The following is a 12,253-nucleotide window of genomic DNA, read 5'->3' as shown; positions in this document are numbered from 1 at the left end:
TTTACGGTAACTTAACGCGAAAGTATTAAATAACCACTTACCCCTTTTTCGCCGTCACTCTTTCGTTAGGGTGGCGGTTGTTTTTATTTACCTGTTTACAAGAACGTACGTTCGGTTATATTATGGATTAAAAGGAGTGGTTACTTTGATCCGTGACCGTGGAAAAATGAAATGGCAGGGTATGTTCATACCACAGCATGTTGATGCGTTGAGAGGATACGACTGGGACAACACCCGCATAGAAAAACCGACACTGGACGAGCAACAACTCGAGGAGATTAACGATACTATCTGCGAGGCAATGGAGTTCAGTATGGCGGTCGAGATTGCGTATTACCGATCGGGAGTTATCGAAGTCTTGACCGGGCACATACATTATCTGGACGTACATAATAAGCACGTAAGAATCGTAACCAAGAACGGAGAAATCGCCAGGATTAAATTTTCGGACATAACAGGTGTGACAATATCCGATAAACCGTAAAAAAATTTTCGACAGTTTCTCGCTCTTTTCTCTTGCAGGGTAGCGGTCCTGTGTGGTATTATCTTTCTTGTACCGATTAGGAACGTTTGATATCTCGAATGGACTAACGCTGACGGAACGTTGATATACCGCCGTTTTTACATATCGAAAGGACTAACGTTGACATACCGAAAATTGATCCGATAGCTCAGCTGGGAGAGCGCTACCTTGACAGGGTAGAGGTCGGGGGTTCGAACCCCTCTCGGGTCACCATACATATTTAGAGCTAAAAGTGCACAGGGCTCCACCTGTGAGCTTGTATAACCTTCTTAGTGAACTCTGTACGGTTTAATCCGAAAAGAGAACATTAAGGAGGTTTTTTTGTTGGCTTCAATTGAGAGGATGGAAAAAGAGTTCATTGCTGAGAAGAAGTTCCATGGGTTAACCGCGGACAGCTTGAGGAGTTACTAAATTGAATGTCAAAAGGACAGCAAATTTCAGCTGTCCTTTTGTGATATTCTCTGTCATTTTACGATTAACTGGGATAAAAACCACCTCAAAACGGAAACCGTTACTTTTTAAGTGGCTTTTTTATTTTTGTATCAATAACCAATCCAGGGCTGGATCAGGAATGACCACAATAGATTCAGGATCGCCCTTCGATGAACCAATTCTGAGTCGGAGTCTTATTGATAGAGGTTACCGAGTTTACGTCACAGCATTTAAATTTTACCATGCTCCCATCAGCAATCTTTCCCGTAACAAGACCCTTAGAAGAGTCATAATGTCTAAAAGTAATTTCAACCGATGTATCATGTAAACGAACAATCACTTTGTTTCCCGATTTAAGGTGTTTAAATCGTTTACAGGATTGTGAATGTTTTGAGGGGAATTTCATTCTTCAACCACCTTTTAAAAAATTGGAACTTGTACTTGTCATAGTTTATGCGTTTCGTTCTTGGTTGGTTTGGACGGGCAGCAAAATTTGGACAAATACAACTACCCACACAAAGAATAGTCGAGACTTCTCGAACGGCAGGCTTTTTCAGTCCTCTTTAATGGTGTCTCGCCTTTTTTTTCTGTATGGTTGAGGGAAACATAAACAGATAGAAAGGATGATAGTTTTGAGTGAAAAAATGAAGGCGGTAGGGACAGAGATGGCCAAAATGTTCGATGAGGGAATATTAAAACAACATTAACTGAAATCCTTCAACCCATTGATGCAAAAACGATGAGAGATGCCCACTCGAAAGTAGAGTCAGGAAAGACGATCGGAAAAGTGGTAGTAAGCCGAAAAGAAGAATAGGAGAGAATGATGCATTTGTTCAAGAATAAAGTAGTTGTTGTTACTGGAGCGGGTCAGGGGATTGGCAGACAGATTGCCATAGATTTTGCAGGCGCTGGAGCGAAAGTGGTGATCGCAGATCACAAGGAAAAGGAAGCGAAAGAAACTTTAACTAATATACAATCCGGTGGAGGGCAAGCGGTCTTTATTCAAACGGATGTCCGCGAGCCTGAAGATATTTCCTCTCTAATGAAACAAACAAAGCGTGATTTCGGGCCGGTTGACATTCTCATCAACAATGCCGGAAAAGGGATATGGAAATCCCCGTTCGATTTGGAACTGGAAGAGTGGGAGGATGTCATACATACCAATCTCCGGAGCGTATTTTTATGTTCAAGGGAAGCTGGTAAACAGATGAAAGAAAACGGAGGAGGCTCCATCGTCAATATTGCATCGACCAGGGCTTCCATGTCTGAACCTCATAGTGAGGCATATGCCGCAACAAAAGGGGGTATTGCTGCACTCACACATGCTATGGCCGCATCCTTCAGTGAGCATGGAATCACGGTTAACGCCATCAGCCCAGGCTGGATCGAAACGAAGGATTATGATGGTTTAAGGGAGATTGACCATGAGCAGCATTGGTCCAAGAGGGTAGGAAAACCATCAGATATCTCAAGAGCCTGTTTATATTTAACGGCACCTGAAAACAACTTTGTTAATGGGGAGAACTTGGTGATCGATGGCGGTATGACACGAAAGATGATCTATCATCATTAAAATAGAACGAATTAGGAATGCTAAACGTAGCCTTTTTCAGGTGAATGAATCATAAGAGGGTGTGAGGGGCTATGCCGGAGGAAAAGATACAGAGCGGAGTTGAGAAGGGTGTATATCTCAGTTTACTTGCATACATCGTCTTGTCACTGCTGAAGCTTGGCGTAGGATGGATTTATTCTTCAGAAGCTTTGGTTGCTGACGGTTTAAATAACACGACTGATATTCTGGCATCAGTCGCCGTCCTTATCGGATTAAAGATTTCCAAAAAACCGGCAGATCGTGATCACCCTTACGGCCACCTTCGAGCTGAGACGATTGCATCCATGATTGCTTCCTTTATAATGGTGGTTATCGGACTTGAAGTTTTTATTTCTGCAATAAAGAGCATTGTGGAATTTAAGATGAGGCCACCTTCAACGATAGCTGGCTTCACTGCAGTCATTTCAGCGGCTTTAATGCTTGCGGTCTACCGCTACAACATTAAACTTGCTAAAGTAACAGACAGCCAAGGCTTAAAGGCGGCAGCCCTTGACAACCGGTCTGATGCATTCGTCAGTATCGGGGCAGCAGTGGGCATCTTCGGAGCTCAATTCGGCATCGTGTGGCTTGATCCCCTTGCAGCGGTGCTGGTAGCAATGATGATCATCAAAACAGGGTGGGATATCTTCTACGAAACTTCTCATAATCTTTCTGATGGATTTGATTTTGAAGAAGGCAAAGAGATGGAGAAGGTAATCCTTCAGGTCAAGGGCGTAAAACAAGTAACGAGCTTAAAAGCAAGAAAGCATGGAAGTCTGGCCATTATCGATGTAACGATCGATGTAGACCCCTCATTGAATGTCGTTGAAAGCCACATGATTACGGAGAATATAGAAAAATTGCTCAAGCAGGAGTATAAAGTAGAAAGCATTTCGGTTCATGTAGAGCCGCATGAGATAAGAAATGAGGTAGAGAAAAATGAATGAAAGTTTCAGGCAGATGGTATCTGCCAAGAGAGAAGAACAGCAGACAAAAAGACCGCTGGTGCTTGCGTCAGTAGTCATTGCCATGTTTATGGCAGCGATCGAAGGTACAATCGTATCAACTGCGATGCCTGGAATCGTAGGAGATCTTGGGGGATTCGCATTATATAGCTGGGTGTTTTCAGCTTATCTCCTCATGCAGTCCGTTACCATTCTTATTTATGGAAAACTGTCCGATCTTTATGGACGGAAACCGGTGTTCATTATTGGAATCATTCTTTTTCTAATCGGTTCTTTACTTTGCGGATTTGCAGTGTCCATGAAACAGCTTATCATTTACAGACTCATTCAGGGTCTTGGAGCAGGTGCTGTACAGCCTATCGCAACTACCATTGTTGGTGACATGTATTCAATGGAGGAACGGGCAAAAATACAGGGGTATCTTGCTAGTGTATGGGGGATCTCTGCCATACTCGGTCCCTTGCTCGGAGGATTTTTTGTCACTTATTCTCATTGGTCACTTGTTTTCTGGATGAACATCCCCCTGGGGATTCTATCCATGATCGGAGTCGGGAAATATCTTCATGAAAACTTGGAGAAAAAACAGGTGCATATCGATTATCTTGGATCACTCTTCGTTTTAGTCGGTGTCAGCGCGCTAATGGTGCTTCTCATACAAGGTGGAACCGCTTGGCCTTGGAATTCGTGGGAGACATATCTGTTGGCCATATTATCAGCGAGCGTTCTCTTTTGGTTTGTTGTCCATGAATCCAAGTTCCCGGAACCGCTGATGCCGGTCTTCTTGTGGAGGAACAAACTTATTTCTCTCTCGAACGCGGCATCCTTAACGAATGGAGCGATTCTTATCGGCATATCGAGCTTCCTGCCCGCTTATATCCAAGGGGTGCTGGAACAGCCCCCGGTGGTTGCAGGGTTCGCACTTACGGCAATGTCCATCGGCTGGCCGATCTTTTCAACCATTGGCGGCAAGCTTCTGCTTAAGGTAGGATTCCGTCCGGTTGCATCAGCAGGAGGAATTGCTTTAATTGCCGGTTCCATTTTCTTCGTTCTTATGGACCCTTCCAAAGGTCCGGTATGGGCAGGAGCCGGCTCATTTTTGATTGGCTGCGGGATGGGGCTTACGAATACCACCTATATAGTGGCCATACAGAATAATGTGGATTGGAGAACGAGAGGTATTGCTACAGCATCGAACATGTTCATGAGAATTGTGGGAAGTGCCTTAGGCGCTGCTGTACTTGGCGGTATCTTAAATACCAGACTCAGTACATACTTCGAAAATCACGGAGACAAAAAGGTTTCACTCGATGCGGCAAATATACTTCTGGATGAAGAAAAGCGAAGCAGACTGAGCAGCACTGCTATCGAACTTATGCAGCACGGCCTCTCTTTTTCATTGTCAGATGTTTATAAAGGTGTTCTGGTGCTGTCTGTATTGAGTTTTCTTTTCTCTGCGCTTCTCCCAAAACCTCCGCACAAAAAAACAGGTGATCGATAGATCCCTGTTTTTTTATTGAATTTTTGATAAGATTTCGAGGAGCTCAATGCGGTTCCCGAACGGATCACGGAAGGAAAACCGTGAAATTCCCGGGATTTCCTTTTCTTCATTTACTGTAATTCCGTTTGCTTGCAAATGCTGTTTAACACGCTCCAGCTGAGCCACCTCAAACGCGGGGTGGCTTTTTCCTTTATATGAATCCGAACGGTCCACGCCGATATGAAGTTCCTGGTTTCCTGTCTGATACCACAGCCCGCCGTTTTTCTTCAAACCCTCTGGTTTTTCTATTTCTGCTAAACCGAGCACATGGGTATAAAAATCTCTTGCCGTATTCTCTCCCCCAGGAGGAATGCACACCTGAACATGATGAATCCCTTTTATCGTTAATTTCATAACATTGTATCCTTTCTGTTTAAGGAATGATTTACCATTATCATAAATATTTCGTCAAATAATTGAAAATAGAATATAATAGGATAGACTCATAAGTTTTTCTTATTGCTTTTTAGCGTGTTATTGGTTGTAAAGGAGGGGTTTGCATGCAGCTTTCCGAATTTAAAATTCTTCAAGTTCTTGCCCAGGAATTGAATATGAGAAAGGCATCTGAACGGTTGTATGTTTCACAGCCTGCTTTGAGCCAGCGTCTTCAAACGATTGAAAACAGCTGGGGAACAAAAATTTTTTTACGGTCACAAAAGGGTTTGGCAATTACTGCGGCTGGAGAGAAAATCATCGCACACGTGAATGATACGTTGAAGGAAGAAGAGCGGGTGAGAGAGGAACTCCAATCATTGACAAAAGAGGTCTTCGGTACGTTAAGGCTGGCCGTCGCATCTATCATTGGACAATACTGGCTTCCCAACGCTTTGAAGCAATATGTGAGCTTATATCCTCAAGTCAATATTTCGCTGATTACAGGCTGGAGCAGCGAAATTATCAAGCATCTGTATGAAGATCAAATCCACATTGGCATCGTACGGGGAAACCCCGAATGGCGGGGTGAGAAGATTCATCTGTTTTCAGACAGCCTTTATTTAACGGATACAGATATCTCCTCCATTGATGAGCTGCAGACCACGGACAAGCCTTTTATTCAATTCAAAAGCCATTCCACCTATTATCAGGATATCCAGGAGTGGTGGCAGGACCATTTCAGCATTCCGCCAAAGAAAACCATAATTGTGGATCAGATTGAAACATGTAAGCAGATGGCTCTTCACGGGATAGGGTATGCGATACTTCCTTCCATTTCTTTGCGTGAAGCGGACGAGTTCCATAAAGTTCCGCTTCATAACAAAAACGGAGAATTGATGAAGCGTGATACTTGGTTGATCTGTCATGGAGCCACACTCGAGCTCAAACAAGTCGAGGCTTTCATGAAATTGGTCAACAAAGCCTGACTCGAGCATTTTTGGTTTGAATGTAGTTTAATTTAATGGTTTAATACAAGACAGAACGTATTTAAGGAGGAGCAAACACATGAAAATGATGGATGCAAATGAAATTATTTCATTTATACAGAACAGCAAGAAATCTACACCGGTAAAAGTATATGTTAAAGGGAATCTGGAAGGGCTCCAATTTGGTGAGAACACGAAGTCTTTCATTAACGGAAGTACGGGCGTGCTTTTTGGTGAATGGAAAGAAATTGGAGAAGCTTTGAAAACGAATGAAAAGAACATCGAAGATTTTGTGGTGGAAAATGATCGCCGCAATTCAGCGATCCCGCTTTTAGATATGAAGCAAGTGAACGCGCGCATCGAGCCGGGCGCAATTATTCGTGATCAAGTGGAAATCGGCAACAATGCGATAATCATGATGGGGGCTTCCATCAATATCGGTGCGGTGATTGGTGACGGCACCATGATCGACATGAACGTTGTCCTTGGCGGACGTGCAACAGTCGGCAAAAACTGCCATATCGGAGCAGGTTCAGTATTGGCCGGAGTCATTGAGCCGCCTTCTGCAAAACCTGTTGTCGTTGAGGATGATGTTGTTATTGGCGCGAATGCCGTTGTACTTGAAGGAGTGACCGTTGGTAAAGGAGCTGTTGTTGCAGCGGGTGCCATCGTGATTGAAGATGTGCCTCCTTATACTGTTGTTGCAGGGACACCAGCCCGTGTTATTAAAGAGATCGATGAAAAAACAAAATCAAAAACAGAAATCAAACAAGAACTTCGCCAGCTGAACGATTAAACTCTGCTGAACAGGAATGAAGAAGATGGATACAGAGCGTTTCATAAACATTAGAAGGCAGCTGCATCAGATTCCCGAACCCGGTTTCGAGGAATTTAAAACACAGCAGTTTATATTGGACTTTATTAGTGGCCTTCCGCAGGAAAGACTGAACATCCAAACGTGGAAAACAGGTGTCCTCGTGAGAGTTGCCGGCCTTAATCCAAGGAAAACAATCGGTTACCGGACAGATATGGACGGCCTGCCGATTTTCGAGGAAACAAGCTGCGATTTCGCATCTGTTCACAATGGATACATGCACGCTTGTGGACATGATTTTCATATGTCCATCGCGATAGGGCTACTTGATTATTTCGTGAAGCATCCAGTGGATGATCATCTGCTGTTTATTTTTCAGCCAGCAGAAGAGGGGCCAGGCGGAGCGCTTCCTCTCATGCAGTGCAAAGAGTTTCAAGCTGTCAAGCCGGATATGATGCTAGCTCTTCACATTGCTCCGGAATACCCTGTTGGAACGGTGGCGGTTAAAAAGGGCCTGCTTTTCGCAAACACATCTGAGTTATTTATTGATCTGAAAGGGAAAGGCGGACATGCTGCCTATCCACATCTTTCAAATGATATGGTTATTGCAGCAAGCCATCTAGTCACACAGCTTCAGTCTATCGTATCAAGAAACATTGATCCGCTGGATTCAGCCGTCCTTACCGTCGGGAAAATAACGGGCGGAACAAAGCAGAATATCATTGCTGAAACTGCCCGGCTGGAGGGAACGATCCGTACTCTTTCATCAGCGTCAATGGTTAAGGTAAAGTCACGGATCGAAGCGCTTGTCAAAGGGATCGAATCTTCATTTGAATGCGAAGCAGCCATTGATTATGGTGCGAACTATTACCAAGTGTTTAACGATGAAGAATTGACCGATGAATTTATTTCTTTTTTGAAAACGGAAAAACCCGCTGATTTTTATCATTGCCGGGAAGCCATGACAGGAGAAGACTTTGGATATTTCTTAAAAGAAATACCCGGGTTTATGTTCTGGCTCGGTGTGGATTGTGATTTCGGACTTCATCACTCACGTATTGAACCGAAAGAAGAGGCAATTCCAGTTGCTCTTCGTACGCTGTCAGCTTATATTGAATGGAAAGCAACGTCCCAATAATGTGAACTAACCAAAGCGGCCTTTGGCCGCTTTTTTAATTTGTGTAAATATGGGATAAATCAGTATTCCGTTGGAGAGATTAAAAAATGCTAAGGAGGTGGAAACGATGGCTAGAATTGGTGTGGAGGAATCCTTAACTAATGTTTCCGATGCTTTAAAAGCTAAAGGATATGACGTAGTTGCACTTCGCCAGGAAAATGATGCGAATGCATGTGATTGCTGCGTCATCTCAGGGCAGGATCAAAACGTTATGGGAATGCAGAATGCAGTGGTACAAGGTTCTGTTATTAATGCGGATGGTATGAGCGCAGATGATGTTTGCCAGGCGGTAGAAAGCAAACTTCAGCAATAAAACGCATGGGGAACAGCCATTGATAGGCTGTTCCTTCGTTGTAAGTGCGTTTATCTGCGGGGTAGAGAGGGTAACCTTTATTATCCCTACTCTAATTCTTTTGGCAGGAGGTGAAGGTCCTTGATCAGTATTGGTTAAGGACTCTCATATGGCACTAATGAATATAGCACTGATTGTCGTCCTCATTCTAATCACCGCTTTTTTTGTAGCTTCTGAATTTGCCATCGTAAAAGTACGTGCGACCAGAATCGATTTTTTGGCAGAGCAGGGCAATAGAAACGCAAACGCTGTCAAGAAAATTCTATCAAACATCGATGGTTATCTTTCCTCTACACAGCTTGGAATCACCATTACGTCGCTTGCTCTCGGTGGCCTTGGAGAACCGACTGTGGAAACGCTTCTGAAGCCGCTTTTTCATCATGTGAATCTGCCGCCGCAAGTGTTGCATACCCTTTCCTTTATCATCGCTTTTACAGCCATTACGTATTTTGAGGTGGTGCTAGGGGAACTGGCACCGAAGTCATTTGCCATCAGGAAAGCTGAAGAAATCAGCTTAGCAGTAGCAAGGCCTTTAATTGCTTTCAGCTACATAATGTTTCCGTTTATTTTTGTGCTGAACCGGTCTGCAGCAGTACTGACAAGAATTTTGGGATTAAAGAGAACTGAAGAGCACGAAATGGCGCATAATGAAGAAGAGCTGCGCCATCTGCTCTCTGAAAGCTTTGAGGGCGGAGAGATCAATCAATCAGAATATCGTTATGTAAACAGGATCTTTGAGTTTGATGACCGGCTGGCAAAGGAGATCATGGTTCCAAGGACAGAAATCGTTTGCTTATACAAAGAAAACAGTTTTATTGAGAACCTGAATGTCATGAGAGAAGAGAAGTTCACAAGATACCCGGTGGCGGTGGATGACAAAGACCATATCATTGGCCTCGTCAACATTAAAGAATTTTTTAATGAACATGTAACAAATGAAGAAGAGGAATTAGAAAAATACATAAGACCGATCATTTCTGTCCATGAGTCGTTTCCCATTCAGCAGCTCCTTGTAAAGATGCAGAAGGAAAGAGTCCACATGGCTGTCTTGATGGACGAATACGGAGGTACGTCAGGAATCGTGACCGTCGAAGATATTATTGAAGAGATCGTCGGAGAAATTAGGGATGAATTTGACGAGGATGAAGAGCCCAGGATTAAAAAAGTCAATGAAAACACAACCATACTTGAGGGGAAAGTACTTATCTCTGAAGTAAATGAAATGTTCCATCTGGATCTGGATGATACGGATCTGGATACGATCGGGGGTTGGATTTTAAGCCAGCCAGCTGGCGTTCAGCTGGATGAAGAGATTGAGCATGAAGGTTATTTATTTAAGGTGATTGAAACAGACGGCCATCAGATCAAAAAATTAAAAGTTGTGAAAATACCGGAGGAGGAAACACGAACAGAATCATAACCCCGAGGCAGCTGCCTTTTATCTAGATATGTGGACGGCTCTCTGTTATGAATAAAAGCTGACTTTCCGCAAACAGCGGATCAGTCAGCTTTATCTTTTTTTACCCATTTATCGCTGCTGTTTTTTTCATATTTCTTTTTCACAGCACTCCAGGCTACTTTGAAGGCCGTTTCTTCTTCTTTATATTCTTCGGAAGCGGAATTGAAGGCCTCTTTAAAGATCTCCTGTGCGTGATGGGGCAGGTTGTCCCTTACTTGATCAGGCAGTTCTTTAATGGAATCGTATGGCATGGTATTACCTCCCTATGTGTCATTCTATTTATAGGGATACCCGATGAACGGACGGTTTAATCATTACGCACCTGGCTCGGGGGAGCCTTCGTTGTTGCTGTCTTCAGGTGAGGGAAGAATGATTCCAGCCTGTTTAAAGCGTTCCTGCAGCCGTTCTTTAATCTTTTGTTCCATGCTCCATTGTTTGAGATTTTCGGTTCTGGCAAGAATGCGGAGCACCGTCAAGCCTGTTTCAGCTTCGACTACAGGAAGGACGTTTGGTCCTTCAAGAATCGCAGGCTCTTCCTGCCGGAGCACTCTGCTCTCTTCTTTAATGATCTGCAAAGCTTCTTCTACCTGGGGAGTCGAAGGGATCTTAAAATCCACCAGCGCCCTCATGTTTCCTCGGGAGTGGTTGCTGACACTTGTGATCAAACGGTTTGGAATATAATGAAGCGTTCCATCAAATCCCCGAACTTTAGTGGTACGAAGCTCCACATCCTCCACAATTCCATTAAATGTTCCGGTGGTAATATAATCACCGACATCAATTTGTTTTTCGAGCAGAATGAAAAATCCGGTAACGACATCGTTCACAAGCCCCTGAGCTCCAAAACCGATGGCGAGGCCTACGATTCCGGCACCTGCAAGCAACCCGCGGATATCAATATTAACCAGACCGAAAACGGCTACAAAAGCCATGAAAATTACCGCATATGTATATACGCTGATCACCAGTGTTTCGAGCGTTTTCGCGCGAAAATTTGACATGCCTTTCCTGTTGGACATTCGTCCAAAGGCGGTGCTGATGATTTTTTTGCCGATATTGCGTACAACGATATAAACAATGAAGATGGCTAATAGCTTTACTATTAAAAGTCCTGTCGTTACGGCGAGTGCACCCCAGTCGATTTCTGTAAATTTTTTGTAATCGGGCATTAAAACATGGTCCTCCTTTAAGTCTTGTATCCTATTTTATTATGGATTACAGTATAACCGACTAAACGGTGTAATCCAATTATTTCACTTCTTTTGATTAACTTGTTATGATATGGGGGAAAGTAAATGTTGAATTGTGAATAAAACTCCTTATTTAAATTAATTATCATTTAATATTGACTAAAAAGTGAGGTTGTTTTATAATAGCAACGAAGCAATAACACAATTAGTTGGAGGGATTTAGTATGGCAGAACGCATGGTAGCAAAACAAGCTCCACGGTTTGAAATGGATGCGGTATTACCTAACAAGGAATTCGGGAAAGTAAGTCTTGAAGAAAACATGAAAAATGACAAATGGACTGTGCTTTTCTTCTACCCAATGGACTTCACATTCGTATGTCCTACTGAAATTACATCTTTAAGCGATCGTTTTGATGAGTTTGAAGATTTAGATGCAGAAGTGATCGGTGTTTCAACTGATACGATCCACACACATAAAGCATGGATCAATACTCCACGCGATTCAAATGGTCTTGGTGAACTGAAGTATGCATTGGCTGCAGACACTAACCACGTGGTAGCGCGTGACTATGGTGTTCTCATCGAAGAAGAAGGTGTTGCATTGCGCGGTCTTTTCATTATTTCTCCTGAAGGTGAATTAATGTATGCTGTTGTAAACCACAACAACATCGGACGCGATGTTGATGAGACATTGCGTGTTCTTCAAGCGTTGCAGACTGGCGGACTTTGCCCTGCAAACTGGAAGCCGGGACAAGAAACACTTAACGTTTAATAATCAAAAATGAGGACGGCCAGGATCACCTTGGCCGTCCTTTTTATTTTCTCAATTATTACTTCTTTGTTGAGAGAGG

General features: G+C 43.3%; 13 protein-coding genes and 1 tRNA gene. 11 read left to right on the top strand and 3 right to left on the bottom strand.

Annotated elements, in window-relative coordinates:
- The first annotated feature begins 145 nt into the window (after positions 1-145).
- From QYF49_RS11490 to QYF49_RS11470, 5 genes are all read left to right on the top strand, one after another.
- Positions 146-484 (top strand): YolD-like family protein, encoded by a 339-nt coding sequence (locus QYF49_RS11490; protein ID WP_290399728.1) that lies wholly within the window; start codon positions 146-148, stop codon positions 482-484.
- A gap of 176 nt (positions 485-660) precedes the next feature.
- Positions 661-736: transfer RNA gene (locus QYF49_RS11485), tRNA-Val, on the top strand.
- A gap of 1,048 nt (positions 737-1,784) precedes the next feature.
- Positions 1,785-2,528 (top strand): SDR family NAD(P)-dependent oxidoreductase, encoded by a 744-nt coding sequence (locus QYF49_RS11480; protein ID WP_290399727.1) that lies wholly within the window; start codon positions 1,785-1,787, stop codon positions 2,526-2,528.
- A 71-nt stretch (positions 2,529-2,599) separates the two neighbouring features.
- Positions 2,600-3,493, top strand: a complete 894-nt coding sequence (locus QYF49_RS11475) for a cation diffusion facilitator family transporter (protein ID WP_290399726.1) — start codon at positions 2,600-2,602, stop codon at positions 3,491-3,493.
- Positions 3,486-5,009: an MDR family MFS transporter gene (locus QYF49_RS11470; protein ID WP_290399725.1), complete on the top strand. Its 1,524-nt coding sequence runs from the start codon at positions 3,486-3,488 to the stop codon at positions 5,007-5,009. The genes QYF49_RS11475 and QYF49_RS11470 overlap by 8 nt, the downstream gene beginning before the upstream one ends.
- 12 nt (positions 5,010-5,021) lie before the next feature.
- On the opposite strand, the gene QYF49_RS11465 is transcribed toward QYF49_RS11470, so the two are convergent.
- The gene (locus tag QYF49_RS11465; protein ID WP_290399724.1) at positions 5,022-5,402 is read right to left on the bottom strand and encodes a VOC family protein; all 381 of its coding nucleotides are present in this window, start codon (positions 5,400-5,402) and stop codon (positions 5,022-5,024) included.
- A 146-nt stretch (positions 5,403-5,548) separates the two neighbouring features.
- On the opposite strand from QYF49_RS11465, the gene ccpC reads away from it, so the two are divergent.
- From ccpC to QYF49_RS11440, 5 genes are all read left to right on the top strand, one after another.
- Complete coding sequence (gene ccpC / locus QYF49_RS11460; protein WP_290399723.1) at positions 5,549-6,409, top strand: transcriptional regulator CcpC; 861 nt, start codon at positions 5,549-5,551, stop codon at positions 6,407-6,409.
- A gap of 79 nt (positions 6,410-6,488) precedes the next feature.
- Positions 6,489-7,205: a 2,3,4,5-tetrahydropyridine-2,6-dicarboxylate N-acetyltransferase gene (gene dapD / locus QYF49_RS11455; RefSeq protein ID WP_290399722.1), complete on the top strand. Its 717-nt coding sequence runs from the start codon at positions 6,489-6,491 to the stop codon at positions 7,203-7,205.
- A gap of 25 nt (positions 7,206-7,230) precedes the next feature.
- The gene (locus tag QYF49_RS11450; RefSeq protein WP_290399721.1) at positions 7,231-8,361 is read left to right on the top strand and encodes an N-acetyldiaminopimelate deacetylase; all 1,131 of its coding nucleotides are present in this window, start codon (positions 7,231-7,233) and stop codon (positions 8,359-8,361) included.
- Between the two features lie 106 nt (positions 8,362-8,467).
- Positions 8,468-8,713 (top strand): YkuS family protein, encoded by a 246-nt coding sequence (locus QYF49_RS11445; protein ID WP_290399720.1) that lies wholly within the window; start codon positions 8,468-8,470, stop codon positions 8,711-8,713.
- A gap of 148 nt (positions 8,714-8,861) precedes the next feature.
- Positions 8,862-10,172 (top strand): hemolysin family protein, encoded by a 1,311-nt coding sequence (locus QYF49_RS11440; RefSeq protein ID WP_290399719.1) that lies wholly within the window; start codon positions 8,862-8,864, stop codon positions 10,170-10,172.
- An 80-nt stretch (positions 10,173-10,252) separates the two neighbouring features.
- Here the strand turns inward: QYF49_RS11440 and QYF49_RS11435 are convergent, their stop codons facing one another.
- Positions 10,253-10,462 (bottom strand): ChaB family protein, encoded by a 210-nt coding sequence (locus QYF49_RS11435; protein WP_290399718.1) that lies wholly within the window; start codon positions 10,460-10,462, stop codon positions 10,253-10,255.
- 63 nt (positions 10,463-10,525) lie between these two features.
- Positions 10,526-11,380, bottom strand: a complete 855-nt coding sequence (locus QYF49_RS11430; protein WP_290399717.1) for a mechanosensitive ion channel family protein — start codon at positions 11,378-11,380, stop codon at positions 10,526-10,528.
- 245 nt (positions 11,381-11,625) lie between these two features.
- On the opposite strand from QYF49_RS11430, the gene QYF49_RS11425 reads away from it, so the two are divergent.
- Complete coding sequence (locus tag QYF49_RS11425) at positions 11,626-12,174, top strand: peroxiredoxin (RefSeq protein WP_290399716.1); 549 nt, start codon at positions 11,626-11,628, stop codon at positions 12,172-12,174.
- Positions 12,175-12,253: the final 79 nt, after the last annotated feature.

The sequence above is a fragment of the Fictibacillus terranigra genome (genome assembly GCF_030412265.1).
Classification (GTDB): domain Bacteria; phylum Bacillota; class Bacilli; order Bacillales; family Fictibacillaceae; genus Fictibacillus_C; species Fictibacillus_C terrinigri.
This window is presented reverse-complemented; position numbering and strand designations above follow the sequence as displayed.

Excerpts from the sequence above, each read along its gene's own strand:
- QYF49_RS11450 (WP_290399721.1), top strand. The coding sequence starts at position 7,231 with ATGGATACAGAGCGTTTCATAAACATTAGAAGGCAGCTGCATCAGATT.
- QYF49_RS11475 (WP_290399726.1), top strand. The coding sequence starts at position 2,600 with ATGCCGGAGGAAAAGATACAGAGCGGAGTTGAGAAGGGTGTATATCTC.
- QYF49_RS11425 (WP_290399716.1), top strand. The coding sequence starts at position 11,626 with ATGGCAGAACGCATGGTAGCAAAACAAGCTCCACGGTTTGAAATGGAT.
- QYF49_RS11470 (WP_290399725.1), top strand. The coding sequence starts at position 3,486 with ATGAATGAAAGTTTCAGGCAGATGGTATCTGCCAAGAGAGAAGAACAG.
- QYF49_RS11430 (WP_290399717.1), bottom strand. The coding sequence starts at position 11,380 with ATGCCCGATTACAAAAAATTTACAGAAATCGACTGGGGTGCACTCGCC.
- QYF49_RS11465 (WP_290399724.1), bottom strand. The coding sequence starts at position 5,402 with ATGAAATTAACGATAAAAGGGATTCATCATGTTCAGGTGTGCATTCCT.
- dapD (WP_290399722.1), top strand. The coding sequence starts at position 6,489 with ATGAAAATGATGGATGCAAATGAAATTATTTCATTTATACAGAACAGC.
- QYF49_RS11440 (WP_290399719.1), top strand. The coding sequence starts at position 8,862 with ATGGCACTAATGAATATAGCACTGATTGTCGTCCTCATTCTAATCACC.
- ccpC (WP_290399723.1), top strand. The coding sequence starts at position 5,549 with ATGCAGCTTTCCGAATTTAAAATTCTTCAAGTTCTTGCCCAGGAATTG.
- QYF49_RS11435 (WP_290399718.1), bottom strand. The coding sequence starts at position 10,462 with ATGCCATACGATTCCATTAAAGAACTGCCTGATCAAGTAAGGGACAAC.
- QYF49_RS11445 (WP_290399720.1), top strand. The coding sequence starts at position 8,468 with ATGGCTAGAATTGGTGTGGAGGAATCCTTAACTAATGTTTCCGATGCT.